The sequence below is a fragment of the Burkholderia sp. PAMC 28687 genome (assembly GCF_001577465.1).
In the GTDB taxonomy this organism is placed as follows: domain Bacteria; phylum Pseudomonadota; class Gammaproteobacteria; order Burkholderiales; family Burkholderiaceae; genus Caballeronia.
In genome coordinates this window covers 1,157,145-1,183,110 of record NZ_CP014507.1, presented here as the reverse complement: position 1 = coordinate 1,183,110, position 25,966 = coordinate 1,157,145, and the positions used below count along the sequence as shown (strand labels likewise).

Here is a 25,966-nt window from a genome sequence, read left to right as displayed (position 1 = left end):
TCAGGCCGCAACCGATGCTGCGGATAATGGCGAAGGCACGAGCGCCACGCCCATCATCGCTTCCGGCGTGATGAGGGCAGCCAGTTCATCTTCGCTCATGTCTTCCGTTCCGGCGGGTCGTTCGGGTATGACGAACCACCGGATCTGCGCGCTGCTGTCCCAGACCTTGACCTCCGTTTCCGGCGCGACAGGAACGCCGAATTCGCGCAGCACCGCACGTGGTTCGCGCACGCCGCGTGCACGGAACACAGGGTCCTTGTACCAATACGGTGGCAAGCCGAGGACCGGCCATGGATAACACGAGCACAGCGTGCAGATGATCAGGTTGTGCACGCCGTTGCCGTTTGCGACCGCCGCCATGTGCTCGCCTTCGGCGCCATCCATGCCTTGCGGGAGTTGCATGGACGCAATGGCTTTGGGTGTGTCGTCTATCAGGAGTTGCTTGAATGCCGGGTCCACCCAGGCGCGCGCCACGATGCGTGCGCCGTTGAACGGTCCCGCAATCGTTTCGAAATGGCCGAGCACGGTGTCGACGGAATCGCTGCCGAGCACACCTTTCTCGATCAGCAGCGCCTCCAGCGCGCGAACCCTTGCTGCACTCGCGGCTTCGCGTTCATCGTCGTATTTGAATAGTTCGCTCATGTTGTCGGTTCCTGGCTCATGGTGAAGATGTCAGTCGGAGGCAAGCAGATAGGCGTCGAACAGATCGGCGTAGATGGTCGTGTTGGGCTCGCTTTTCTCCTTGCCCCAGATATCCGCCGCATCGAACGCCACGCGATACACCGGCATCGCGTGACCGATTCCGTCTGGTCCCGTCGACACGAAGTAGGAAAATGCGCCGGGATAAACGAGATCCACCGTTCCTTCCTTGTTGCGCAAATACCCCGGCAGCCGCGTGTGATCCACCGCGTCGGGGTCGGCCACGCGCACGCGCGCGCCTGTTGCGAAACGCGGCGCCTCCTTGAACTCGTGGAAGCCCGAGTCGCCTTTCACCAGATACGCGTTGATTTGCGTGGCGATCGCTGGGTTGGGTTGATCCGGAAGTGCAGCTTGCGGATTAGCGCGGAAATGGCGAGTCTTTTCGTCGAGCTCGTCAGCCGATACATAACCTTCATCGATGAAAAACTGCGAAATGCCCATCAGCCACTTCTCGTAGTAACGATATTTGAAGTACTCGAACGGCTGCATGCCTTCGGCGCCGGTACGCAGGGACGCCCATGTCCACGTGTTCTTGAATGTAGTGGGCAACTCGGCGACGGGATAGCGTGGCAGCGCATCAGCGAGGTGCGTGCTCTCGGCCATCATCACGGTGTGGATGCCGAAGATGCGTTTCTCCCATGGCTGCACGAACACATTCGTTTCCACATTCACCGGGCCGAGATTCTCGAGTCCGCCGAGGTTGTGCTGGAGTTTCATTCTCTACTCTCCTTTCCGTGAAATCAGTTGAGCTGCGGTTCGGGCTTGCGCGTAAGCGCATCGCCGAGCACTTCCGAGACGATGCCGAACAGCGCACCGGTAATCAGCGCGGCCGCGGCGACGAGCGCAGGATTGTGAATGCCCGCAGTCGTGATGGCCTTGCCCGTTGCCACCGTGGTGCCGACCGTCGATGCAAAGCCCCACACCACCGCAGGCAGAACGTTCAGCAACTTGAGCTTCGACGCCTGCACCATTGCCGCGCTGCCTACGCCTACGCATATAGCGGCGATGATGGGCGTCTGTGCCGAGCTTGCGATCGCGAGCAGCGAGAGCGATGCAATGACAAGCCCGACCAGGTTCGATGCAACGCTCTGAACGAACCCGGCCGGCCCGCCGCCAACCACGAAGAACGACGCCCACGCGATAAACGTCACCCATACCGGGACGGGAAAAACGGTGGCGGTGACATAAGTGTCGACAACAGCCAGGACACCGATGCTAAGCGTGAACGCTTCAGACTTTTTCATTGCAGGCTCCTTGAGGTTAGAAATTCACGACGGGCAAAGACAATCTACGAACGCTTCCCGAAGACGCGGCATATCCAGATCGCGGCCAATGAAAACAAACTTGTTTTCACGCGTTTCATCCGCACGCCATACGCGGCCAGGGCGCGCTTCCAGAAGCATATGAACGCTATGAAAGTGAAACTGGCGCGGCTCCGACGCAAAGTGCAACACGCCCTTCATGCGCATGAGTTGCTGCCCGCGTTCCTGTACAAGCTGATTGATCCATCGATTGAACCGGTCCGGATCGAGCGCGCCGGTTTCGATCAACGCGCATGATTGAATCGACACATCGTGCTCGTGGTCGTGTGCGTTTTCATCGAGTAGATCGGGTTCCAGTTCGAGCAGCGCAGGCAACGAGAAGCGCCGCACGCCGAGCAGCGAATCAGCGGCAACGCGTGAATGACTTGCGGTAGTAATGGATGCAGTCGGATTGAGTGCGCGAATCTGAAGTTTGAGTTGCTGCAACGCGGGTTGATCGATGAGATCGATCTTGTTGATCACGATCACATCGGCGAATGCGACTTGCTCGCGGACGATTTCATCGTTGAGTTGCTGGCCAAAGTGGTGCCCATCGACCACGGTCACGACTGACTCGAGTTCCACTGCTTCCCGCAAGCCGGGGTCCGCAAGGAAGGTCTGAAGCACCGGCGCGGGGTCGGCAAGCCCGGACGTTTCCACGATCAGTCTTTCGATCCCCGCATGCGATCGTGCAAGGAGTTCTTTCACGCTTGCTACGAGGTCGGCGCGCACGGTGCAACACACGCAGCCGTTATTGATTTCTATCAGCGCCTCTTCTTCGGCGACGATCAATTGACCGTCTATACCGACTTCGCCGAACTCGTTCACGACCACGCCAATGCGGCCGCCCGTGTGTTGTTGCATGAGGTGATTGACGAGCGTGGTCTTGCCCGCGCCGAGAAAACCGGAAATCACGGTGACGGGGATTTTGCGTTGCGCCTGGCGCTGGTGCATGGCTGATACCTACGAGGGCTGAGTGAAGTCAGCCTCGTAAAGAGCGAGTATCAGGCCTGTTTTGGACAAGCGGCTTTTGCGAGACGTGCAATGTCTCGAATGCACTTATCTCATGTCTTTATTTGTCAGCACGGTTGATAACGGACAAATTCGGTCCGCATCTGCTCGAGTGTGGACACTTCAGAAGTGGTGCGGCAATGCGCATGTGCGCCCGTGTCTGGGGCGCGTTGGTGGCGCGATGCGCCACAACTGAGCGCCAGCGGCATCCATACAGAACCGGTCTTCGCTGACAGGTCTTTCCTGCGGGGATTGCATCAACGACGTGACCTCACGATGCGAAGATCACGACGCGGTATTCCGCGTCTTGCTGTGCTTGCGATGCTTGGGCGCAGACGAGTGATGTTTCGTGCTTCCGCCCGATACGGACGATTGTCCTTCGCCGAAGTGATAGGTTTCGGCGAATGCGCGGCTTGAAATGAGGGCGAACGCGCCGAGTGTCGAGACGATGATCACGTGCTTGAGTTTCATGGAGCGGATATCCTGAATTGCGACTGATTTAAAGTGCGTCAGCTTATACCAAACGAATCGAATCAAGGCCGACGCACCCTCGCATTTCATTACTTCCGTAACGGCCGGTCCTGCATGAACCAGGACAATGCAAACGCCAGCACTACAACGGCGCTCGCCACCAGAAACACCACATGCATGGAGCCGGCGAAGGCGTTGAGATAAACATCGCGCATGGTAGCCGGCAACTGGTGCACCATTGCGGGCCCCATCGAACGCGGCAGTTCGGTGTTCGCCGGAAGGGCATTGGCGAGCCGGCTTTGCAAGCCGTTCGAAAAAATCGCGCCGAACGTGGCGACGCCGACTGAACCGCCTATCGACCGGAACAGTGTCGCGCCGGATGTCGCCACGCCGATATGCTTGAACGGCACCGCGTTCTGCACCGCCAGCACGAGCACCTGCATCACCATCCCGAGTCCAAGGCCGAGCAGCAACATGTACAGGTACATGATGTGCAGCGGCGTGGCGAGTTCGAGCCGTGACAACAGGAACATCGCAACCGCCACCAGCGCCGTGCCGCAAATCGGGAACCAGCGGTACTTGCCAATCTTGCTGATGATCCGGCCGCTGATGATGGACGTTGAAAGCACGCCGGCCATCATGGGCAGGATCTGCAAACCGGCTTGCGATGGCGTCGAACCCTTCGCCACCTGCAGATAGAGCGGCAGGAACGTGGTCGCGCCGAACAGCGAAAAGCCAATAATGAACCCGATCATCCCGCTCAATATAAAAGTGCGCTCCTTGAAGAGACCAAGCGGCATAATTGGTTCATCTGCCAGACGTTCTTCGTAGATGAAACCGCCCATCGCGATGACTCCGAGCGCCAGCGTGAACCATAGTTGCGGCGAACTCCAGGGCAGCAATGTGCCTCCCTGACTGGTGAAAAGGATGATGCAAGTGAGCGACGTAGCCAAAAACGCTGCGCCCATGTAATCGATTTTATGCTTCACATGTGCCACATGGGGCTTGAACACCAGCCCGATCACGATCAGCGCCACGACGCCTAACGGCACGTTGATATAGAAGATCCAGCGCCATGAAAGATGCTCGACGATAAACCCGCCCAGCAAGGGCCCAAGCACGGTAGCGAGGCCGAACACGCCGCCGAACAGGCCCTGGTAGCGGCCGCGTTCCGCGGGCGGGATCACGTCGGCAATGGCGGCCATCGTCACGACCATCAGGCCGCCGCCGCCCAGCCCCTGCAGCGCGCGCAGCACGATCAACTGCGTCATGTCCTGCGCGACGCCGCACAGGATCGAACCCGCCAGGAAAATGAGGATGGCGGCCTGGATCACGACCTTGCGGCCGAACAGATCGCCGAACTTGCCGTACAGCGGCACCACGATAGTGGACGTCAGCAAATAGGACGTCACGACCCAAGACAGGCTTTCGAGCCCGCCGAGTTCGCCCACGATGGTCGGAAGTGCTGTCGACACGATTGTCTGGTCGAGCGCGCCGAGCAGCATGACGAGCAGAAGCGCCGTGAACAACAACCGGATGGGCGGCCGCTCTGTTGCGGGAAGCGCAACGGTGGGTTGGAAGGTTTCCATCGAGTGCCTGCAATTAATTAACATTGAAGTTAATATTAGGTCACGTCTCTTCCCGGGTCAATTGCGACTATGACTAAAAATGTAACCGAAGCTTCCCGAAGTGATGTTTCAGCCGACCCCGAAAAGCCCGTGCGCCGGCGCGGGCGCCCGTCTGGCGGGCAAAACGGTGAGCCACGGACGCTTCTGCTCGACGTCGCGCTGTTGTTGTTCGCGCGTCAGGGAATCATGGAAACCACGCTCGGCGCGATCGCGCGCGAGGCGGGAGTCACGCCGGCCATGGTTCATTACTACTTCAAGACGCGGGACCAGTTGCTGGACGTGCTCATCGACGAGCGCTTCGTCCCTTTGCGCACCAAGCTTGGGTCCGCGTTTGCCAACTCGGATGCGGAACCGGCTGAGGCGCTGCGTGGTTTTGTGGAAGGGCTAGTGACGGTGGCCGAGCAAAACCCGTGGTTTGCGACCCTGTGGATTCGCGAAGTGATCAGTGAAGGCGGCTTGCTGCGCCAGCGGATAGCAGAACGTTTCGGCGATGAAAACCAGAAGGCATCGATTGAACGTATCGAAAAATGGCAGAAGGAGGGCAAGCTCAATCCGCACCTTGAGCCGTCCCTGTTGTTCGTCTCGTTGTTCGGGCTCACCTTGTTGCCGCTCGCCGCAAATTACAAATGGGCCGAAGAGCGCGGATGGAAGCCGAGACGCGACAACATCGCGCCCCATGCCGTTGCGTTGCTGATGCAGGGAATCGGGCCGATCTGAGGCCGCGGGCTTCTCGAGCCGGGACTGCGCAGGCGCCGAGTCGCTGCCTGCATCGAGCAATCAGGCAATCGTCATCGCCTCAATGTTTGTCGACGCCTGTTTGCGACTTTTGCTGAACGTTTGCCGCAAGTAAACCGAAACCCCGCAGTCGATGCGTGCTACCGTTTCGACTTTTTGCAGCCAGGAGACGGCCATGCCGACCGGACGAGTGAAGTGGTTTAGCGATGCAAAGGGTTTTGGGTTCATCACGCCGGACGATGGCAGCGAAGAATTGTTCGCCCATTTCTCCGAGATCAAGACAGAAGGGTTCAAGACGCTGCTGGAGAACCAGAAGGTCAGCTTCGATATCGGCCAGGGGCCGAAGGGCAAGCAGGCGTCGAATATCCTGCCTGCCTGAGTGTCTCGCCGCGCCGCCTGACTATTTGGCGTGCGTCTCCGGATGCCGCAGGCGTGAGTGATTGCGACCGTACGAGACGTAGATCACGAGTCCGATCACCAGCCAGACGACAAGCCGCATCCACGTGACGAGCGGCAGACCCGTCATGAGCAACAAGCAGAACAGGATGCCGAGAATCGGCACGATAGGTACGCCCGGCACGCGAAACGGCCGGTTTGCGCCCGAGTCGCTGCGCCGCAGGTAGATCACCGCGCCGCATACGAGCACGAACGCGAACAGCGTCCCGATGCTGACCATCTCGCCCAGCACATTGATCGGCGTAAAGGCCGCGACGACGGCGACTACCGCGCCAATCATCGTCTGGCTCAGGTGCGGCGTCTTCAGCCGCGGGTGAACCCGCGCGAACAGTCCAGGCAGCAGTCCGTCTTGCGACATCGTGAAGAAGATGCGGCTCTGGCCGTAGAGTAAAACGAGGATCACGGTCGTCAGCCCGGTCAGCGCGCCTACCTTGATCAGGATGGAGAACCACGTGAGGCCGATCACGTCGACGCCTTTGGCGATCGGATCGGGCACGTTCAGTTGGCCATAAGGCACGAGACCTGTCAGCACGCCGGCCACGGCGATATACAAGATCGTGCAGATGACGAGCGACCCGAGAATGCCGATAGGCATGTCACGTTGCGGCTTGCGTGCTTCTTGCGCGGCGGTGGAAACGGCGTCGAAGCCAATGAACGCAAAGAACACCACCGCCGAACCGCGCAAGATTCCACTCATGCCGAAGTTGCCGAACTCGCCGGTGTTGGGCGGAATGAAGGGATGCCAGTTACCAGGATGCACGAAGAAAACGCCGAGCGCGAGAAACGCAACCACCACGAATAACTTGATCGCGACCATCACATTGTTGAGGCGCGCCGATTCCTTGGTGCCCATCACGAGCATCAGCGTGAGTGCCGCAATGATGAACACGGCTGGAAGATTGACCAGGCCGGAAACTGATGTGCCATCGGCGAGCTTGACCATGGTGCCGGGAGCGGCGGCAAAGCGCGGCGGTATCGTCATGCCGAGGTTATGCAGAAAGCTCACGATATACCCCGACCATCCGACCGCGACCGTGGCGGCGCCCATCGCGTATTCGAGTATCAGGTCCCAGCCGATGATCCACGCAAACACTTCTCCGAGCGTGGCATACGTGTAGGTGTAGCTGCTGCCGCAAACGGGCAGCATGGCGGCGAGCTCCGAGTAACAAAGTCCGACGAAAGCGCATGCGACACCGCCGAGCACAAACGAAAGAATGATGGCTGGCCCGGCGAACTGAGCGGCGGCGGTGCCTGTCAGCACGAAGATTCCTGCGCCGATGATTGCGCCTATGCCCATTGCAGTGATGCTGAGCGCGCCGAGTGTTTTTGCGAGCGGGCGTTCGCCGCCGTCAGCACTCTTGATGATATCTTCGACCGACTTGCGCGCCATGTAACTGGTATCAGCCATCAGTGTCGCCTCGCTTACGTTGTTGGATACGAACCCAACCGGCGTGGCCGGTCGATCTGCGAATCACTACGAAAAACGTTTGATGCAAGACGACTCTGTGGCCCAGTCTATGCCGAATGAATTTGCTTGTGAAGCTGGAAAATATGCTGCGTTTTTGCGCGGCGCTGTGCGAAACGAGTGGGAAGGGTATGAAGCGGGGCGGTGGACGAATCAGGGACTGCAGCATGCGACGGGCCGAAAACGGTTTCGGCGCGTCGTTCGATCAATGTATTAACAACGCATCTTCAGTGCTTGCGACGCTCGCGCACCGCTGCGGCGAGCGTTTGCAAAACGGGCTCGGTCTGCGTCCATGCGAGACATGCGTCGGTAATCGATACACCCCGGCGCAACGGCACACCCGGGTTCAAGTCCTGCCGTCCCTCTTCGAGATGACTTTCGATCATCACACCTATGATCCGCTTGTCGCCATCGTTCAATTGACGCGCAATGTCTTCGCCCACTTCGACCTGACGCAGATGTGACTTGCCCGAGTTTGCATGCGAGCAATCGATCATCACCTGCTCACGCAAGCCCACGTCCTTCAACGCGGCGCAGGCTGCAGCCACGCCTTCGCGATCGTAGTTCGGACCTTTCTTTCCGCCGCGCAGGATGACGTGTGCGTCCGCGTTGCCGCGCGTTTCGAAGATGGCGGCCATGCCCATCTTCGTCATGCCCATGAACGCGTGGCTGGCGGCGGCCGCGACGATTGCGTCTGCTGCTATCTGCACGCCGCCGTCGGTGCCGTTCTTGAATCCGATCGGGCAGCTCAGGCCTGATGCCAGTTGCCGATGACTCTGGCTCTCGGTCGTGCGCGCCCCGATTGCGCCCCACGCGATCAGATCCGCAATGTATTGCGGGCTCAGCAGGTCGAGGAATTCCGTGCCGGTGGGCAGCCCCATGTTTCCGATATCGAGCAGCAACTGACGCGCGCGGCGCAGGCCTTCATTGATGCGGAAAGTGCCATCGAGCAAGGGGTCGTTGATGTAACCCTTCCAGCCTACTGTCGTGCGCGGCTTTTCGAAATACACGCGCATGACGATCAGCAAATCGTCGCGTAGTGCGTCGGCGGCGGTTTTCAAAAGTTGGGCATATGCGATCGCCTGATCGTGATCGTGGATGGAGCACGGTCCGACCACGACGACCAGACGGTCGTCCCGTCCTTGCAGGATATTGGCGATCTCGACGCGGCTTTGTTCGACCAGCGTCTGCACGGACGGCGTCACGGGCAGGTCGTCTTGCAATAGCGCGGGCGAGATCAGCGGACGGACGGCGCCGATGCGGACATCGTCGATGCGCGTGGTGTCCTGGGTCGCGTCGGCCCGGCCGGCCTCCTGGTCGTGGAATGGGTTGTCGAGGCGGCTCATTGTGGGTTCTCCGGAACTGGGCATAGCCCGCGATTATCGCATTTGTGCCGGTCTCCGCGCGTTCCCAGGCGGGTTAACGCGGCTGTAATGTGAAGCGCGTGCTGAATATAGTGTGACTCTTCGCGTCCTCAAAGAGGACGTTCAATCGCGTAGACGAGGAGCCGGACGTGGCCGAGAAGCTGGGATCCCCTGCAGTCGTTGCAAGCACAACCAGCATGAACTTCCGATGGACCGTGCTGATCTGGCTGGTGGCCGGCGGCATCATCAATTACATCGACCGTGCAAGTCTTTCCATTGCAGCGCCGGAAATGATCAGGGAGCTGGGGTTGTCGAGGACGCAGATTGGGCTGCTCGGCACCGTGTTCGCGTGGACCTATGCCGTGATGCAGTTGCCGGCGGGATGGGTCATCGACCGCTTCGGCGCGAAAAGAGCGTATGCGGTCGCGATGATCTGGTGGAGCGTCGCGACCTACATGACCGGCGTGGTGGGCTCGGTGAGCGGATTGCTCGTGATGCGCGCGTTGCTCGCGGTCGGCGAAGCGCCATGCTGGCCGACCTCCGCAAAAATCACGGCGGCGTGGTTCCCGAACAAGGAACGCGGTTTTGCGACGGGGATCTGGGATTCATCATCTAAATGGGGACCGGCGCTCGCGCCTGCCGTACTCGTTGCGCTAATGGTCGCATTTGGATGGCGCTCGCTCTTTCACGTGGCAGGCGCAGTCGGCATTGTGTTCGCGATTGTCTTCCTGCTTTTTTATCGTAATCCGGAGCAAAGCAAGCGGCTTTCGAAAGAGGAATTTGCGTACATAGAGGGGGGCGGTGGCGGGCGCGAACGGTCCATCAGCAACTCTACGCACGAGTGGCGCGGCTTGTTCACGCATCGAAGCGTCTGGGGCATGATCCTCGGATACTTCTGCGCGATCTGGTTGTGGAATCTGTTCCTGGTTTTCCTCCCTTTGTACCTGCTCGACCGCTTCCACATTTCGTTCGTACAGCTTGGTTTTTACGCCAGCATTCCGTGGATTGGCGGCGCGGTGGGAGAAATCATTGTCGGGTATCTGACGAAGAAAATGGTCGATCGCGGCATGGCGACGCCTATTGATGCGAAGCGCATGTGGATCGTGATCTGCGCAATCGGCGCTGCAATTTCGGCTGTCGCGATTCCGTTCGTTGACTCGCTTGGAATGACGATCACGCTCATGACACTCGGCCTTGCGTTCCTTGCCGCGATCATTGGCGCGGCATGGGCGTTGGCCTCGGATGTCGCGCCCAAGTCTATGGTCGCCTCCGTGAGCGCAATCCAGAACTTCGGCGGTTATTTTGGCGGTGCGTTCTCGCCCGTGGTAGCCGGGTTTATTGTCGATAGAACCGGTTCGTACACCATCGCGCTGATTTCAGGCGGCGTGATAGCGGGGTGTTCCGCGCTCTTCTATTGGTTCATGGTGAAGCGCGTAGTGGCAGAACGAGGCGAAGCGTAGACGAAAAAAAGCCCTTCCAGTGTGTGCTGGAAGGGCCTTGGTGCGTTACGACACCATCGCCTGACCCGATCCCAGATCGGCGCCTGTCGTCGGATCCGAACTCGGATCTGATGCCGTGCGTGCGGCCATCGCCTGCAGCACGTCGATGTCTGCTTCCGATACCCCAACGCTTGCCAGTCCGTCACCGCCGTCCACGGCCGGCTGCGGATCTTCCACGAACTTCCAGTCGCCGCCTTCGTTCCACGGTCCGCGCAACGCCGGTTCCGTGCCTTGCGACATGTTGTAGTACACGCTGGTGAATTCTGGCTTGCCCGGCAACTTTCCCTGCGGGAAATTCGGCTGGATGGAGTGCAACGCCTTCTCGAACGACTTCTGGTGCGCGATTTCGCGCGTCATCAGGAAGCCGAGCGTGTCGCGGATGCCAGGGTCGTCGGTGAGATTGATCAGGCGTTCGTAGACGATCTTTGCGCGCGCTTCGGCTGCAATGTTCGAACGCAGATCGGCAGTCGGCTCGCCAATCGTGTCGATATAGGCAGCCGTCCAGGGAACCCCGGCCGAACTCGTCAGCGCGGGACCGCCGCCATAAAGCAGCGACGTGATGTGCGAGTCGTTGCCGTTGCCCGTCAGCGAGCGGTACAGCTCGGCTTCCTCTTCCACGCCTTCAGCAAGCTGGCCCTTGGCGCCTTTGTTCAGCATCGCGACGATCGAACCGATGATCTCGAGGTGGCTCAGTTCTTCAGTGGCGATGTCGAACAGAAGGTCCTTGCGGCCCGGATCGTCTTCACCGACTGCTTGCGTGAAGTACCGGCATGCGGCCGCGAGTTCGCCTTGCGACCCGCCGAATTGCTCGAGCATCAGATTGGCGAGACCGGGATTCGGCGCTGCGACGCGCACTGTGTACTGCAGGCGTTTGTTATGTACGAACATGGGTGAATCTCCTTTGAGGTTAGTCGAAGCATGGCGTCGTGTTTTCGACAGACGTGTCCACGCCCGCGAATCATCGCGACGAAAAAACAGACCGGACATGTCGAGTTGCTCCGGACGGTAACGCACTCCAAACCGCGTTACACCCAATGAAGGGCGCCCGGATCTCAAAGCATCTGCAATGCTCTGGCGAACTCGCGGCGACGTCACCGCGAGGGTAAAGAAAAGGACTACGGGATTGACTTCAGCATTGGCCGTTCCCGATGCATTGCATTGCGTTTTTTGCGGTTAAAAAACTGAAAAAATTTGACGCGATGCAAAAACCAGCCTATAACCATCTCATGGGATGGTAATGGGAAGGAAAATAGAGCAATGCAGAAACTCGAAGTGGTCCGGCCGAAAGGCGGCGAGACCGAGAAGATCACGATCAATCTGGGCCCGATCGACCTCGGGCAGATCGACTTGCTGGTCGAAGAAGGCTTTTATTCAAACCGCACGGATCTGATCCGAACAGCGATTCGCAACCAGCTTGCAACGCATGCGAACGTCGTGAACGAAACCGTTACCCGCCGCGCGCTGGTGCTCGGCATGCAGCATTTTTCGAAACACGATCTGGAAGCCGCGCGTGATGCGGGCGAGCGTTTCGATATCCAGGTGCTAGGACTTGCGAGCATCGCCGCCGACGTCACGCCTGAACTCGCGCTGGAAACGATTGCATCGATAGTCGTGCTTGGCGCATTCCACGCATCGCCGGCGGTGAAAGCAGCGCTGGCCGGCCGGATCGGCTGAGCGCTCCAACAGCTACTACTGGAAAAATAATGAAACTCGACGACGGATTCCTGCACTCCATGCAGGATGCAATGAAGTTGCTGCGCACACGCGGCCCGAAGGAAGCGACCGCGGCGCTGCAGCGCGCACTGGGAGCGCATGCACCGCACGCGCAGCAAGCGTTCACAGCGGACACGCCGCCCGCACAAACGTCCGGCACGTTCAGCACGAATACCCATGCGAACGCGGCGGGACTGCGGACATACAAGTTGTATGTGCCGACGAAGTACAACGGCCAACCAATGCCGCTCGTCGTGATGCTCCACGGCTGCACGCAAGATGCCGATGATTTCGCCGCCGGCACGCAGATGAACGCATTGGCCGAGCGCGATGGGTGCATCGTCGTGTATCCCGTGCAGCCGCAGCAGGCGAATGCATCGAAGTGCTGGAACTGGTTCAAGCCGGCCGATCAGCGGCGCGACTCCGGAGAGCCATCGTTGATCGCGGGCATCACGCGCGAGGTGATGGCGAAGTACGCCGTCGATCCGGCGCGTGTGTATGTGGCGGGTTTGTCGGCGGGCGGCGCAATGGCCGCGATCATGATCCGCGCATATCCCGATCTTTACGCCGCGGCGTGCGTGCATTCCGGGCTTGCGGCGGGTTCCGCACACGATCTGCCGTCGGCGCTCGCGGCCATGCGCGGCGGGAAGTCTGTGAACGCCCGCGATATCGAATCGCCAAAACGGCCGATGATCGTCTTTCACGGAGACGCCGATACCACGGTGCATCCAACGAATGCCGCTGAATTATTGCGTGCGTTCGGCGGCCAGGCCGTGGTGTTCGATGAAGCCACAAGCGCCGAGCCGGGCAAGCGCCAGAGCACCGTGGAACGCGTGAAATCCGCCGATGGCGTGGATGCCGAACTGTGGCTCATCCATGGCGCGCCGCACGCGTGGGCAGGTGGAAGTGCACGAGGTTCGTACACCGATGCAACCGGGCCTGACGCCAGCGCGGCCATGATGCGCTTTTTCCTCGATCATCCAATACGCGGCTAAAGGAAAGGACACCATGAACGAAAATGCAAATACAAATGCAAACGAACGGGACATGGCGCTGCTGCGCGAGGTGATCGCGTTATCGGAGAAGTCGAGACGTGATGGACGGCATCCGTTCGCCGCGCTCATAGCCGACGAACACGGCCGGATCGTCGGGCAAGCGGGCAACAATTCCATGCCACCGCTAGGCGACCCCACGCAGCATGCCGAGTTGCGCGCCGCCGCGCAGGCGGCGAAGGCGCTGTCGCCGGAGCAGTTGCTGAAGTGCACGCTCTATACGAATGCCGAGCCGTGCTGCATGTGTTCGGGCGCAATCTATTGGTGCAATATCGGGCGTGTCGTGTATGCAATGTCCGAGCGGCGTTTGCTCGAGATTACCGGCGCTCATCCGGAAAACCCGACCTTCTCGCTGCCATGCCGCGAGGTGTTCGCGCGAGGGCAGCGGAAGGTGAGCGTGGTCGGGCCGCTTATTGAAGATGAAGCGGCCGTCGTGCACGAGGGATTCTGGACGTGACCAGCACCTGAAGCTCGCGTCCAGACTACCTTCAAGCCGGCAGCGAAAAACTTCCGATCGCTTCGCGCAGCACATCGACCTGATCCTTCAGTGAATGCGCCGCGGCCGCTGCCTCTTCAACCAGCGCCGCATTTTGCTGCGTGACCTGATCCATCTCGCCCACCGCACGGTTCACCTGTTCGATGCCCGCGCTTTGCTCGTTGGAAGCGTGGCTGATTTCATCGAGGATCTCGTTCACGCGACGCACGGAGCTCACGATCTCGCCCATCGTCGCGCCCGCGTTCGATACCAGCGACGCCCCTTCTTTCACCGTATCCGTCGACGTCCCGATCAGCGCCTTGATCTCTTTCGCAGCCGTCGCCGAACGCTGCGCGAGGCTGCGCACTTCCGCCGCCACGACCGCGAAGCCACGTCCTTGCTCGCCTGCCCGAGCCGCTTCAACGGCTGCGTTCAATGCGAGGATATTCGTCTGGAACGCAATGCCGTCGATCACGCCGATGATGTCGCCAATCTGCTTCGAGCTTTCGGTGATGCGCGTCATGGTGTGGATCACTTCTTCGACCACGCCGCTGCCGCGCTGGGCGACATCGGCGGCTTCGCCCGCGAGTTTCGCCGCTTGCGTGGCGCTATCGGCGTTCTGCTTCACGTTTGCAGTCATCTCGTCCATGCTCGATGCCGTTTGCACGAGCGCCGCGGCTTGCTGCTCGGTGCGCTGCGACAGGTCGGTGTTGCCTGCAGCAATCTCCGATGCCCCCACGTTGATATTCTCGGTTCCGGCACGAACCCGCGATACGGTCTCGACCAAACCGCTTTGCATCTCGCTCAGTGCGTACATCAGGCTGTGTGAATCGCCTGCGGCAAGCGGTACATGCGTGGTCAGGTCGCCGCGTGCAATGCGTTGCGCCGCGCTGACCGCAATGGACGGATCGCCACCGAGTTCACGCTTGATACTGCGCAACACCAGCAACATGACGAGCGACGCCAGCACGCCGAGCACCGCCGTGATCGCGAACCAGCGCAATGCGCTCGCGTAGAAGGCTCTCTGGATATCGTCGGTGTACATGCCGGTCACGATGTACCAGTCCCACGGCACGAAGTGATTGGCGAAGCTGATCTTCGGCACCGGCTTTTCGCTGCCGGGCTTCGACCACAGGTAACTGATGAAACCGCCTTCAGGCGTCGAATTACCCGCGGTGACGATATTGACGAACAGTTTGTTGCCGTCGGGATCGGCGAAGTTGGCCAGGTTCTGGCCGTTCAGCGCGGGTTTGATCGGATGCATGATCATGACGGGGCGCGAGTCGTTGACCGAGATGTAGCCGTCGGTACCGTATCGCATGGAAGCGAGGACATCGAGCGCGCGCTTTTTCGCTTCGTCTTCGGAGATCGTCTTGTTTGCGGCGAGGCTCTGGAAATGCGCCGTCATGCTTGCGCCCTGCGCCACCAGCGCTTTCAATTGGTCGCGCCGGTCATCGAGTGTGGCAGAACGGCTTTGCCACGCTCCTATGAATCCAATCGCCACAAGTCCGAGCCAAAGCACGGCGATCATCGATCCGAGCTTTTGATTCAACGTCATCTTATTCATGTCTACCGCCGTCGCCTGTGTTGAACCGTGTGTACGAATATGTGGGGCGTCGGGCGCTGCCGATCGCCATGCCTGACTCATTTACGGCATGACAGCGGAGGAATGTAGGGGTGGGATAACCCGTAGCCAAGCAGGATTTCTGCGAGTTTTCACACTGCCGCTTCGCCTGGCGTTGAGCAAGAAGCGGTGGAACTCGCCGTCTCCCTCAAGTCCCGGTTCCTGCCTGCCGATAAACATTCAAAGGACGCGTCTGTCGCACGTCTTCGATTTGAACCTTCCCCGAGCCTACCTCGTTAAAAACTGTTGCGATTTTGCCTAAGTCACACCGCGACGGGTAATGGAGGCATAGAGTTAAAGTGCTTTCTGAGGTATGTGGTGCGTTGCGGGAGGGCGTATGAAACGCAGAACGGTTAGACAGCTTGTTGCTCAGTTGGCGGATTTGAGGAATCTCGCGCGGTGTAGCGCACTGAGAGCTTCTTCCGCCAGCAGCACGATGATGCAAAGCTCGCTTGAAGGTGCCGGGCGGAAGACGCCGGACGTGTCAAGCGAGGCGGACGAAGTTGGGCAGGAATCGTTTGTTGGAGCGGCACATGAAATCCACGCATGAGCATTCGCTGCGGACCCAGGTCGAAAAATGGCTTGCGCCAGGTTTGTCGACACCTGTTCGCGTCACCGAATTCAGCCGTACGCGCGTTGGGCGGCGGCGTTATGTATGTGTAGAAACGGCGCTGCCGCGGGGCTTGCGCGCGCTGCTGTTCTTTCGTCACGACGATGGCTGCTGGTGCGTGTTTCCTCCCGCTTCAGACGGGGCGTCCTCTGATCGATCGATGATGAACCGCGCGCAGCTTGGATGAATCGATCAGCTTCAGATAGTTCGGAATGCTTGGTTTAAAGAACGCACAGGGATGTGCCTACTGCGCGTGATGTACGGTTCACATGGCCGCCCTTCTTTTGCCATGTGCTAAAAAACATGCTGGGAGAATCGCCATGTACATCGGCCTGCTCGTTTCGCAAGTGCGGCATCCTCAAGAACGGCTTTCTTATCCCGACGCCGCGTTGTCCCAGGCAGAACCTTCGGCGCACCGGTTCGCTGCACTCTGGAACAGAATCAAGGGTGCTTTTTCGCATCGAGCCTGAAGCATTCCGTTATTCTCCGCGTCCTTCAGCACGGCCGGAATGATCCGGCTGGAGCCTTCCTATACTGTTTCGTAAGTGCTGCGGTCGCCTGACGGCCACATCAATTTCTACTTCCTCCATGCAGCGCATCGGCGTGTTCGACGTCAATTGCGTTCGCCTCACCTTTCTGATATCGGTCGACCAGGTTAGCCGGATTACGTTGACCTGCTGATCTACTGACTTGTCAGCGATCCCGTTCGCTCGCTGTTTTTCCGGTTGCGAAACGAATACGGCACAAACACGTTTATTGAAAATACTCGCTTGACGAAAGTAAAGGCGATGCACGCTTTGCTTCAGGAAGTGGCGCTCTCCTGGTCTTTGATCTTCATTCAACGGATCGCCCATGAATAAGCGAAACGAGCGCTCGATGCTCGCAGGCCTGCGGGTTCCTTTTCTTCTTAGCGGACTGATCGTGGCGCATGCAAGCCACGCCGCAGCCGTCGATCTTCCAGGCATGCTTCCCAGCATGATTGGCGGCGGCCTCGGCTCCACGACCGACTATGCGGGCGGCAAGGATCGATTTGTCGGCGTTGTGCCGGGCGTGCGCTACGTGACCGATGGCGGGCGCTTGTTCGAATTGTATGGGCCGTACGCACAATTCGATTTTGGCGGCATCACCGGGCTGCAATATGGACCGGCCATATCGCTTCGTCTTGGGCGCAGTAATGTCGATGACCCGGTCGTCTCCCAGGTCCACGAAGTTCACACCACGGTCGAAGGCGGGGGGTTCGTCGGCTACGAGTACGAGCATGTGGGGACTGTGCCGTACCGGCTGCGCGGGTCTGTGACGGTCGTGACCAACGCGGGCATCGTCTATACGGGGGCGCGCGTTTCTGTGAATGGCAGCTTCTGGATGCCGCTGAACCGGCGGGTTTTCGCCGGCGTGGGCGTCGGCGCGAGCTGGGTCAGCCAGGGCTTCAACCCATCGCGTTATACACAAGTGTCGTCGCCGTCGGCTTCGCGTAATAGGCGCAGTGTTTTTGCGGCAATATGAACTTCCCTGAGTCCGAGCCAGATCGTTTTCGCGCCGGGTTCGCCGTCGCTTTTGCGTCCGAGGAATCCCCCCAGGCGTGCGATCAGGCGCAATACTTCATTGAGCTTGGGCTGGGTCGGACGGGGTACTTTCGTGAACAGGTAGGCACTGCGAATTTCGTCTGGATCAAAGAAAAGATGCGCGTCCAGATCGGGGCAAGTGCGTCCCAGCCGCATCAGATAGGCCACGCGCCAAGCCACTACCAGGAACAGCGCCAATGCGCGCTCGAGCTGTTCGATCGAGCCGAGCTGAAGCGCCTCGACGCGGCAAGCATTCTTCAAGATGTTGAACAACATCTCAATTTCCCAGCGCGCTCGATACCAGTCGATCAATTCGATCGCCTCTTCCGAGGTCGTCGCCACGCGGTTGGTCAGCAAGCGCCATTCGATCGGCTTGACTCCCGCGGGCGCATCAAACTCGCGCGCGACCAGACAGGTGGCCGCCACGCACTTGCCTCGGCCTGTGGGCAACTCTACGCGCTGCATCCACAGGTGCTGGCGCACCGTGCGTGCCTTGACACCATGACGCGAGGCCATTGTGAAGCTGATCTGCCCGATGGATTCGCCACGGGTCGCGCGGTCCCACAGCTTGTCTCCCTCCGGCAAGCAGCGGTTATGCGTGGCACGTACCAGCCAGTCGGCCGGCGTACCCAGTGCTTGGGCGCGCTCCATGAGCGCCATCAGGTCCGCTTCGCGGTCCGCCACGTACACCAGGCGCGTGGATGGCAGGCTCGGTGCCATCTCGGCAATGCGTTCATACCCCTCGATCCAACGCAGACTTTCCTTCAGCCCGCCGCGCTTGCCCGATTCGTCCTTCTTCTCGCGCGCCCACATCCACGCGTCCAAAATACCCAAGGGCTCGCGCTGCGGCGTGACCGCGTAGGTCGGATGCAGATACATGCCGCGCTGGGCCTCATAGCTCAGTGGTCCGAGTCCGAACGTGCCTTGACCGTTAAAGTCCAGCTCCGTGGTGTCTTGCAGGCACAGCACCACACGATGCGCTTCCATCCGCTTTTGCGTGTGCTGCCAATGGGGCTCGAGAATCGCGTGCCAGTCGACGTTCTCGTTGTCGAAGAAGCGGTACGCCGCCATCGTCTCGCCCCAACCCTGGCATGCCTTGGGGACACTGGCCATCGGGTCGGCCGCCAATCGTTGCATCAAAAGCCTCGCTCGCTTGTTCAGGCGCGCATCGCCGAGCTCGAGTTGCTCGAATTCCGTCTGGGTCCAGGGCGTCGTTTCGGTGACCAATACGTTCACTCAAAAAGCGAAAGTAAACGCGATTTGCCGAAAGTTTACAAGCCCCCACTCCATGTCATTGAAAGTAAACATGTTTCTCTGCGCTCAGCGACCACCGATCAGAGATGTGTATAACGCAATGGCTTCAACCAGGTCTACTTCGGTGTCACACAGGAAGATTCGGCGCGCAGCGGGCTGCCCGCGTTCAGTCCTTCAGGCGGACTGGAACAGATGACAGGATGGCTCGCTGCAATCTATCAATTCGACAAACACTGGTTCGGCGGCGCGATGATCTATTGCCAGCGAATCTCGGGTTCGGCGGCGGACAGTCCTATCGTGACGCAGCGTGGCAATCGCAATCAGATCACGTATGGCGCAGGCGTCGCTTATGCATTCAAATGAGCATTCAAATAATGCACTGGTTCATTCGAGTTCCACGCCCTTCAGCTCGGGAATGAGAAAAACCGTCGCCAGCATATCGAGCACGTATATGCCCGCGAGCGATGCAATCGCGACTTGCAGCGAATACGACGCAGCCAGTCCGCCCACGATGATCGGACCGAATCCGCCGACCGCCCGTCCGATATTGAACAATACGTTCTGCGCTGTCGCACGAGCCGCGGTCGGATAGGCTTCTGAAATCAGCGCCCCGTAGCCGCCGATCATCCCGTTGATGAAGAGTCCCATCACCGCACCGGCCCAGAGCATGGCGCCCGGCGTGGATAACGTCGAATAGAAGATGACCATCACGACGGAACCCGCCTGGAAGAGCAGGAAGGTCGGCTTGCGGCCAATGCGGTCAGCAAGTTGGCCGAAGAGATAAACGCCGATCATCATTCCGACAATGGTCACCGAGGTCCACAACGCCGACTTGGTCAGGCCGAAGCCGAGCGTCTTTCCAAGGTAGGTCGGCAGCCAGATCATGATGCCGTAGTAGCCGAAGTTCTGGACAGAACACAGGATCACTATTCCGATGCTCGCGCGCGTCGTGACGGCATTGGCGACAAGCAGTCTGAAAGCGTTTGCGCGGCGCTCGGGTTTGATCGCACTTCGCACGAATACCTCAGGCTCATGCAGCGAGTTCCTGACCATCCACGCGATGACCGCCGGCGCCACGCCAAGCAGGAACATGCCGCGCCAGCCAATGTGTGGCAGCAGCAGCGGCGTCAGCAAGGACGCGGCGAGGACGCCTGTCTGCCATCCCAGCGCAACGTAGGACGACGCCCGCGCACGATACTTCGCGGGCCATGCCTCGGCCGCCAATGCCATGCCAATACCAAACTCGCCGCCGAGCCCGATCCCCGCGATGGTCCGGTACGCAAGCAGATCCCAGAAGCCCGTTGCAAACGCGCACAGTCCTGTGAAGACCGCGAACAGCACGATGGTCCACGTCAGCACGCGAATCCGGCCGTAGCGGTCGCTCAGCGAGCCGAACACAATACCGCCCGCGACCGCGCCGATCAGCGTCCACGTCACCAGTGCGCCGGATTGCTGCGTGCTCAGATGCAATTCCAGCGCGATGGCGGGCAGCATGAAGCCGAGGATGAGCAGATCGAAGCCGTCCATCGCGTAGCCGGTTGCCGAGGCGATGAGCGCCTTCCACGCGTTTTTATCGGCGGTAAGTTTGGTGCTCGGTGCTGTCGGCACGCTGCTTCCGGATGCCTTTGCGTCGGCTTCCATATAAGCTCCAGTGGGGATTCGTTTTGAATTTGAAAGCGTCGCGTGCAGCTGAGAGTCGAGCGAGCAAGCATTCGATGCTGGACCAACCGACGGGGGCTGGTGCCCCCGATCGCCCGCCGTGCAGACTTGCTTAGCTCGTTGTCTGGCTCTCGGCCACGGCTTCTACCGCGCGTTTGCGCGCTGCTTTTTTCGCCGGCGCGGTCTTCTTCAATGCTACGGCTTTTTTCGCGACGCCTTTCTTTGCTGCCGCTTTCCTGGCCGGTTTCAAGGCCGCTTTCTTCGCCGCTTTCTTCGCTGTTGCGCCGCTCGTGGCAGAAGACTTTGCCTTGGCGTTCTTGCGGGCTGCGCCCGGTTGCGTGACCTTGGCATCTGCCGCAGCAGCGCCTTCCGCAATCAGGAACTTCGAGCGGTCCTTGACCTGGGCAATCCATGCGGGTGCACGCCCGTGTCCGGTCCAGGTTGCGCCGGTCTTCGGATGAAGATACTTGGCCGCGCCCTTGCCCGGCAGACTGCCTGCCGTCTTCCGCCTTGTTTTCAAGGGTGTTTTCGCCGCGCTGCCTTTGGCCGCTTTTGCATTGCGCAGGGCCTTTGCTTTCTTCTCGATGTCCTCGGTTGTCAGGCCGTGCTCAAGCATGATGTTTCGAATCTGATCGACTGCCGCTTGCATCTTTTTTGCGATCAACGCGTCAGCCTGAACCTGTAGCTTCGTTATTTTGACGCGAAGCTGTTCGATTGTAGGCATTGGGACCTCCTGTAATGGATGTGGCCGCACTATGCCATGAGCGCCTGATTTGCAAAAGTGCCGATGAAGTGGAGGCACGCGAGAGGCACCATTTCGTATCGATACGAAGTCTTCAAAAGCGACTTGAGAGAAGAGCTAAAGACAGCGGCCAACGAACGTCATGGGTGCTCTTGAACAAGGTTTTTCCATATCCAAGTCAATGAAGTGAGGTACAGGTACCCGGATTCGTGACTTTCATGCAAAAAACCCTTTAATTTATGGTCTGAGATGTTGCGTCTTGAAGGCGGTGTTGTTACGCTGGCGCCCAACCCGAGGATTTGTACCTTTGCGTTAGTCGGTGACGGCGCAAAGGCAAAGGTCTTGGGCAACTTTTGACTATAAGCGAGGCACTCATGGCAACAACCACCACGAAGAAAACCGCAGCTCCGGCATCGAAGAAAGCAGCAGCGCCGGCGACCAAGAAAGTGACGGCCGCAAGCAAGAAAGCAGCGCCGGTAGCAAAGAAGGCAGCAGCGCCTGCAGCCAAGAAAGCAGTTGTGGCCACGCCGCTGAAACCCATCAAGGACTCGTTCACCAAGGCGTCGCTGACTGTTCATCTGGCAGAACGCTCGGGCGTCGAGCCGAAGGCAGCGAAGGCATTGCTCGCGGCACTCGAAGAAACGCTGCTCGCATCGATTCACAAGAAAGGTGCCAAGGAGTTCACGCTGCCGGGCTTGCTGAAGGTCGTTGCGCAAGACGTGCCGGCGAAGAAGAAGCGCTTTGGCAAGGACCCGTTCACGGGTGAAGACAAGTGGTTCGCGGCGAAACCGGCATCGGTGCGCCTGAAGGTGCGCCCGCTGAAGAAGCTGAAGGACGCAGCACTGTAATCGAAGCACGGCAGTTGAGTCGTCAGAAGTAAGAACGCCCCTCGCGATGAAAATCCGAGGGGCGTTTTTTATTGTCAGCCTGAAAGATGTTGCAGGCTATTTCGACTGCTCCATCGATGACTTCAGTTCCTTTGCCGCCTCTTCAATCCGCTTTGTCACGATCGCGTACGCTTCGGTCTGTGCCTGCTGCGTTTTCTGTGCGATATCCTGCATGTCGGCAAGCGCCTGATGCAGCGCCTTTTGTACGACCTCGGTCGGATTGGCTGCGGCTTTCGCCGGCGACGTAGCGAACTCCTGCGCGATGGTCTGGAAATCGCCTAGCGCCCGGCGAAGGATTTCGAGCTGTTTGTCGCGTAGCGCTTCCATGCCGCCGAATGCGACGCGATTCGCGGCCGCCAGCGCTTCGACGTCCTTGCGGCGGGCATCGAGGATTGCCTGGACATCGAATCCGGGAAGCTTGTATTGCTGGAACATTGCGGCAAACTGACTAAACGGGTCGGCGTACTCGGGCTTTGCCATGTGCGTCTCCAATAGGTTTGTTAGCGTTCGAAAAACGCCGGCGCTACTGCGTGTACCACCTTCCGCGCCCAACGCTCATTCGATATTACAGCGGAACGGCCGTTACCGAACCCGAGGGAAAACGCGCGGGAGTTTCGCGGACATGCGCGACGCACTGTAATTTAAAGAGACAATTACCCGGGAACGTAGCGCGTTTGAGTGGCTCATAAGAATGAAGGGACGTTGCGTGTCCCGGCGCACGAGTGGAGTGAATGATGAAAGTCGCAGCGAAGATTTTTATATCTGTGCTGATTGCGGGCACGTCGGCGGGGGTTCATGCGCAGGCAAGCGCGGCTCCGGACGATGCCGCAAACTCATCGCTCACACGCAGTTCCGCTCCTACGGGAAATGCCGCCGGTAATGATCCTCAAACGAGCACGGGCTTGAGCAAGGGAACAGACGGCGTTATCAGCAGCATGAGAGCCAACGGCACGCGGACCACTGAAAGTCCTCTTGTCAGGGCGCCGAACAGAACCGGGACCATGCCCCGCACGCGTTGATCTCCCGCACGTTCACCTGAACACCAGCCCGCGAGCGCCGTCTCGCTGCAGTACGAAGTCCTGGATCACCATGGCGAGGTCTTTCTCGTTAGGACGCGTTCCCCAGGTGCTGTACCCCGCGACCGAAGCAATCACGAACCACGAGTGGGGCGGGAACCATTCGGCGATCACACCGCCTTCGCCGATGATCCTCAGGCGCCCGGTATCCCGATGAAATTCCGCCGACATCGACACACCGTCAATGTCCCTGCTTGTCCGGACCGGTCTGCTTAGCATCATGCGCTCCCTGTTGCGGCGTGTTTTATGACATCGGTGATATGGAATGTTTGGATCAAGCGGATCCCGGGCTATCGTGCGCAGCGAGCGCGACAGTCCGGGCTTTTATTGAAGGCGTTGAATCATTCGCACGATGAAAACCGTGCGGCGGCAAAACGGCGCGGTAAGGCCGCACCAAAATTTACCCAAGCGGCTTGTGATTCCGGATGCGCGGCGAGGACCGCGCATGACTGAAACATAAGTCGACGATATCCAACAGGCAATCCCTCTTTTAGGAGGGCATCGACTGATCGGGTATTGAGTCAGATAAGACAATAGATCGACGGACAGGCAGGCCGCAATGCACTTAAATGCGGCCTGCCTCGCGAAGCAAACGTCGAAGCAACATGACCTGGTTGACGGCATCGGCTTCGAGCAATGACAAGCCGTCCTTCGAGAAGACCTCTTCGGGATGATGCTGCGGGTCGCCGGCGAGCCCCGACTCGATGCTCTGCCCAACGCACGTGATCCATTCTGCAAGCGGCGCGTTTGCGGCGAACCCTGCGCCGAACGAGCGTGCGCGTGTCGCCGTTCCCGCCACCCGGCGCAGCAGCGCGAGCGCAGTGGAGCCGGTGCGGTCCTCGCTGGATGTATCGAGTTTTTCGAGCCGTAGACGTGCGAGCACTTCCTCCGCGTTGTTGCTTGCAAGACCCGCGGCGCGTCTTAACCGCTCGAGCTCGAGTTCATCGCGTTTCGATCTTCCGAGCGACTCGGCAAGGTAAGCGAAGTTGGCCGCGATTGCCTCGATCAATCGTTGATTGAAGCGGGCCGGTTCACGGCTTGGCCATAGCAGGAAAGTCGCGAGCAATGCAACGACACAACCAAACACGTTGTTCGAAAGCCGCGTGATGGCATAGCCAAGTTCAGCACCGCCGGGCGCCGCGAAGTCCGCGACGAGCACGAACGTCGGCGTGATGAAAAGCACAAAAAGGCTGTAGCTCACGGGTCTGAGCGCCATGGTCGCGCACACGAGCGGGAACACGACCAGCGAAATCGCCACGGGCGAATGAACGGCAAGACCGATTGCGGCGGCAAGCAAGCCGCCGACAATGCTCCCCGCCGCGCGCTCGATGCTGCGTGGCCAGCTCGTTGCAATGGACGGCTGCAGGATCAGCAGCGTGGCCATGGTCGCCCAGTATCCGAACGGCAGGTGGAGCAGGCGCACCGTGATGAACACGATGGTCGCCGCCACCGCAACACGCGCCCCATGCCGCGCGCCGATGGAATCGGTGGACGCATTCGCCTTCAACGTTTCGACGCCACGTTTCAGAGTCGCTACCGCCGCATTCCACCAAGCGTCCTGCACGATCGGAGCGGGTTCGAGCTCGCTGAAATCGACATCGAATCGAAGTGCGATCTTTTCGCCCAGCGCGGTTTCCAGTTGCTGCGCAAGCGAGTGAAGCCGGTCGCGCTGATGCCACGTCGGTTCCCAGGGTTGATCGGCGAGGGCGCGCGACAGTCGTGACAGTACTTCAGCAAAGGCCTCCAGAGCACGCGCCGCACGCTTCGAATTGGGCAGCCTATGATGACCGCGCTCGCAGGCATCGGTGACGGCAATCAAATACGCGAAGATCTGCTCGCTGTCGGCGAGTGCGAGAAGCAGGTTGTTGTAGGTGTCGCGCCGGTCTGCCTTCGCCGATGGAACCCGCGCCAACGCCTTGCGTGTCGTCTCGATCGCGGCGCGCGCCTGCCCCCGATACCGCGACGCATGCGACGCCCATTCCTGGAATCCGGCGCGGTCGCGCTTGAGCAGGCGAGCGCTGTCGCTGGCGATATCGGCGAGTCGCGCATAGGTCGAGCGCATGGCGGCGCGGCTCGATCCAAACGGATGAATGCGCCAGACGGTGAAGCTGAGTGCAGTCGCGAACAGGCATCCGGCAGCATATAACGCGAGAAATCTAAAGCTTTCAAATGAACCGTGAATGGGACGATCGACCATCACCACGCACGCCGTTGCGGCGAGAATGCCGACTTGCGCCGATGCCGATCCCCAGATCCGGGCCAACGCGCCGAGGCCTGAAAACACAAAAACAGCAACAGCCGCAGCGACAATATTCGATCCCGACGCGTAGGCCGTCAGCCCTCCGCACACGGTGGATAACAACGCGAAGGCGCTCATGGATGCAAACCGCATCCGGTTCGATCCGGCCGCGTCCGCGAGGCACGTCCAGAACGCGCCGATTGCCGCCCACGAAAACTCCGGCATGTGCAGCAGGTTGCCGAGCAGCAGCATGACCGTCGATGCAAACGCGGCGCGCAAGCCTTCCGACAAATCCGCCTGGCTGACCGCGAACGACACCATCCACACGGGACGATTCCGCGCGACGGAGTCGAGCAAGCCGGATGCCGCCTTGCCGTGGCGTCCCGCTACTTTTCTTGATTCGCGATGAAGATCTCGCAGGCGCGACATAAGCTCGATGGACGT

At 59.7% G+C, this 25,966-nt stretch carries 27 protein-coding genes; 10 read left to right on the top strand and 17 right to left on the bottom strand.

Translation table 11 applies throughout. The features are described 5' to 3' along the window. The 6 genes from nthA to AX768_RS28225 form a co-directional block, all read right to left on the bottom strand. Complete coding sequence (gene nthA / locus AX768_RS28250) at positions 1 to 642, bottom strand: nitrile hydratase subunit alpha (protein ID WP_062003338.1); 642 nt, start codon at positions 640 to 642, stop codon at positions 1 to 3. A gap of 30 nt (positions 643 to 672) precedes the next feature. After that, on the bottom strand, positions 673 to 1,416 hold the full coding sequence (nthB, locus tag AX768_RS28245) for a nitrile hydratase subunit beta (protein WP_062003337.1): 744 nt from the start codon (positions 1,414 to 1,416) through the stop codon (positions 673 to 675). 23 nt (positions 1,417 to 1,439) lie between these two features. Continuing rightward, the gene (locus AX768_RS28240; protein WP_062003336.1) at positions 1,440 to 1,943 is read right to left on the bottom strand and encodes a DUF1097 domain-containing protein; all 504 of its coding nucleotides are present in this window, start codon (positions 1,941 to 1,943) and stop codon (positions 1,440 to 1,442) included. A 24-nt stretch (positions 1,944 to 1,967) separates the two neighbouring features. Then, positions 1,968 to 2,954 carry a CobW family GTP-binding protein gene (locus tag AX768_RS28235; RefSeq protein ID WP_062003335.1) on the bottom strand — a complete coding sequence of 329 codons (987 nt, stop codon included), beginning with the start codon at positions 2,952 to 2,954 and terminating at the stop codon, positions 1,968 to 1,970. Between the two features lie 342 nt (positions 2,955 to 3,296). Continuing rightward, positions 3,297 to 3,482, bottom strand: a complete 186-nt coding sequence (locus AX768_RS28230) for a hypothetical protein (RefSeq protein ID WP_144022075.1) — start codon at positions 3,480 to 3,482, stop codon at positions 3,297 to 3,299. An 89-nt stretch (positions 3,483 to 3,571) separates the two neighbouring features. Further along, positions 3,572 to 5,071 carry an MDR family MFS transporter gene (locus AX768_RS28225; protein WP_062003333.1) on the bottom strand — a complete coding sequence of 500 codons (1,500 nt, stop codon included), beginning with the start codon at positions 5,069 to 5,071 and terminating at the stop codon, positions 3,572 to 3,574. Between the two features lie 69 nt (positions 5,072 to 5,140). Here AX768_RS28225 and AX768_RS28220 point away from each other — a divergent pair, with 69 nt between their 5' ends. Together AX768_RS28220 and AX768_RS28215 are read left to right on the top strand one after the other, a co-directional pair. Beyond that, complete coding sequence (locus tag AX768_RS28220; RefSeq protein ID WP_062003332.1) at positions 5,141 to 5,827, top strand: TetR/AcrR family transcriptional regulator; 687 nt, start codon at positions 5,141 to 5,143, stop codon at positions 5,825 to 5,827. Positions 5,828 to 6,020: 193 nt separating this feature from the next. Further along, positions 6,021 to 6,224 carry a cold-shock protein gene (locus AX768_RS28215; RefSeq protein ID WP_060818122.1) on the top strand — a complete coding sequence of 68 codons (204 nt, stop codon included), beginning with the start codon at positions 6,021 to 6,023 and terminating at the stop codon, positions 6,222 to 6,224. Between the two features lie 21 nt (positions 6,225 to 6,245). On the opposite strand, the gene AX768_RS28210 is transcribed toward AX768_RS28215, so the two are convergent. Together AX768_RS28210 and AX768_RS28205 are read right to left on the bottom strand one after the other, a co-directional pair. Continuing rightward, a complete protein-coding gene (locus AX768_RS28210) occupies positions 6,246 to 7,709 on the bottom strand; it encodes an amino acid permease (RefSeq protein WP_062003331.1) in 1,464 nt (487 codons plus the stop codon). Positions 7,710 to 7,993: 284 nt separating this feature from the next. Then, positions 7,994 to 9,112, bottom strand: coding sequence for a 3-deoxy-7-phosphoheptulonate synthase (locus AX768_RS28205; protein ID WP_062003330.1), 1,119 nt, complete (start codon positions 9,110 to 9,112; stop codon positions 7,994 to 7,996). A gap of 167 nt (positions 9,113 to 9,279) precedes the next feature. Here AX768_RS28205 and AX768_RS28200 point away from each other — a divergent pair, with 167 nt between their 5' ends. After that, positions 9,280 to 10,590 (top strand): MFS transporter, encoded by a 1,311-nt coding sequence (locus AX768_RS28200; RefSeq protein WP_231941571.1) that lies wholly within the window; start codon positions 9,280 to 9,282, stop codon positions 10,588 to 10,590. 45 nt (positions 10,591 to 10,635) lie between these two features. On the opposite strand, the gene AX768_RS28195 is transcribed toward AX768_RS28200, so the two are convergent. Beyond that, complete coding sequence (locus AX768_RS28195) at positions 10,636 to 11,517, bottom strand: manganese catalase family protein (protein WP_062003329.1); 882 nt, start codon at positions 11,515 to 11,517, stop codon at positions 10,636 to 10,638. Positions 11,518 to 11,886: 369 nt separating this feature from the next. Between AX768_RS28195 and AX768_RS28190 the strand changes: the two genes are divergently transcribed. From AX768_RS28190 to AX768_RS28180, 3 genes are read left to right on the top strand one after another with little or no spacing between them, the layout of a single operon-like run. Continuing rightward, entirely contained in the window at positions 11,887 to 12,303 is a 417-nt protein-coding gene (locus tag AX768_RS28190; RefSeq protein WP_062003328.1) for a hypothetical protein, read from the top strand. A gap of 29 nt (positions 12,304 to 12,332) precedes the next feature. Next, a complete protein-coding gene (locus AX768_RS28185; protein WP_062003327.1) occupies positions 12,333 to 13,337 on the top strand; it encodes an extracellular catalytic domain type 1 short-chain-length polyhydroxyalkanoate depolymerase in 1,005 nt (334 codons plus the stop codon). A gap of 13 nt (positions 13,338 to 13,350) precedes the next feature. Next, positions 13,351 to 13,851 carry a nucleoside deaminase gene (locus AX768_RS28180; RefSeq protein WP_062003326.1) on the top strand — a complete coding sequence of 167 codons (501 nt, stop codon included), beginning with the start codon at positions 13,351 to 13,353 and terminating at the stop codon, positions 13,849 to 13,851. A 31-nt stretch (positions 13,852 to 13,882) separates the two neighbouring features. Here the strand turns inward: AX768_RS28180 and AX768_RS28175 are convergent, their stop codons facing one another. Then, positions 13,883 to 15,427, bottom strand: coding sequence for a methyl-accepting chemotaxis protein (locus tag AX768_RS28175; protein WP_062003737.1), 1,545 nt, complete (start codon positions 15,425 to 15,427; stop codon positions 13,883 to 13,885). Between the two features lie 599 nt (positions 15,428 to 16,026). On the opposite strand from AX768_RS28175, the gene AX768_RS28170 reads away from it, so the two are divergent. Next, a complete protein-coding gene (locus AX768_RS28170) occupies positions 16,027 to 16,290 on the top strand; it encodes a hypothetical protein (RefSeq protein ID WP_062003325.1) in 264 nt (87 codons plus the stop codon). Between the two features lie 292 nt (positions 16,291 to 16,582). Here AX768_RS28170 and AX768_RS28165 read toward each other — a convergent pair whose 3' ends face one another. Next, entirely contained in the window at positions 16,583 to 16,957 is a 375-nt protein-coding gene (locus AX768_RS28165) for a hypothetical protein (protein WP_062003324.1), read from the bottom strand. Between AX768_RS28165 and AX768_RS28160 the strand changes: the two genes are divergently transcribed. Then, a complete protein-coding gene (locus tag AX768_RS28160; protein ID WP_062003323.1) occupies positions 16,956 to 17,606 on the top strand; it encodes a MipA/OmpV family protein in 651 nt (216 codons plus the stop codon). The genes AX768_RS28165 and AX768_RS28160 overlap by 2 nt on opposite strands. Here the strand turns inward: AX768_RS28160 and AX768_RS28155 are convergent. Then, positions 17,543 to 18,892, bottom strand: coding sequence for an IS4 family transposase (locus AX768_RS28155; protein WP_062000703.1), 1,350 nt, complete (start codon positions 18,890 to 18,892; stop codon positions 17,543 to 17,545). The genes AX768_RS28160 and AX768_RS28155 overlap by 64 nt on opposite strands. Positions 18,893 to 19,075: 183 nt before the next feature. Between AX768_RS28155 and AX768_RS28150 the strand changes: the two genes are divergently transcribed. Beyond that, positions 19,076 to 19,282: a MipA/OmpV family protein gene (locus tag AX768_RS28150; protein WP_231941620.1), complete on the top strand. Its 207-nt coding sequence runs from the start codon at positions 19,076 to 19,078 to the stop codon at positions 19,280 to 19,282. 21 nt (positions 19,283 to 19,303) lie between these two features. On the opposite strand, the gene AX768_RS28145 is transcribed toward AX768_RS28150, so the two are convergent. Together AX768_RS28145 and AX768_RS28140 are read right to left on the bottom strand one after the other, a co-directional pair. Further along, positions 19,304 to 20,560, bottom strand: a complete 1,257-nt coding sequence (locus AX768_RS28145; RefSeq protein WP_062003322.1) for an MFS transporter — start codon at positions 20,558 to 20,560, stop codon at positions 19,304 to 19,306. 130 nt (positions 20,561 to 20,690) lie between these two features. Further along, complete coding sequence (locus AX768_RS28140; protein ID WP_062003321.1) at positions 20,691 to 21,302, bottom strand: H-NS histone family protein; 612 nt, start codon at positions 21,300 to 21,302, stop codon at positions 20,691 to 20,693. Positions 21,303 to 21,694: 392 nt separating this feature from the next. On the opposite strand from AX768_RS28140, the gene AX768_RS28135 reads away from it, so the two are divergent. Further along, positions 21,695 to 22,168 carry an HU family DNA-binding protein gene (locus tag AX768_RS28135; RefSeq protein WP_062003320.1) on the top strand — a complete coding sequence of 158 codons (474 nt, stop codon included), beginning with the start codon at positions 21,695 to 21,697 and terminating at the stop codon, positions 22,166 to 22,168. A gap of 96 nt (positions 22,169 to 22,264) precedes the next feature. On the opposite strand, the gene AX768_RS28130 is transcribed toward AX768_RS28135, so the two are convergent. From AX768_RS28130 to AX768_RS28120, 3 genes are all read right to left on the bottom strand, one after another. Continuing rightward, a complete protein-coding gene (locus AX768_RS28130) occupies positions 22,265 to 22,687 on the bottom strand; it encodes a phasin family protein (protein WP_062003319.1) in 423 nt (140 codons plus the stop codon). A gap of 551 nt (positions 22,688 to 23,238) precedes the next feature. Beyond that, positions 23,239 to 23,505 carry a hypothetical protein gene (locus AX768_RS28125; protein ID WP_069638392.1) on the bottom strand — a complete coding sequence of 89 codons (267 nt, stop codon included), beginning with the start codon at positions 23,503 to 23,505 and terminating at the stop codon, positions 23,239 to 23,241. 343 nt (positions 23,506 to 23,848) lie between these two features. Then, positions 23,849 to 25,951, bottom strand: coding sequence for an FUSC family protein (locus AX768_RS28120; RefSeq protein WP_082779115.1), 2,103 nt, complete (start codon positions 25,949 to 25,951; stop codon positions 23,849 to 23,851). Positions 25,952 to 25,966: the final 15 nt, after the last annotated feature.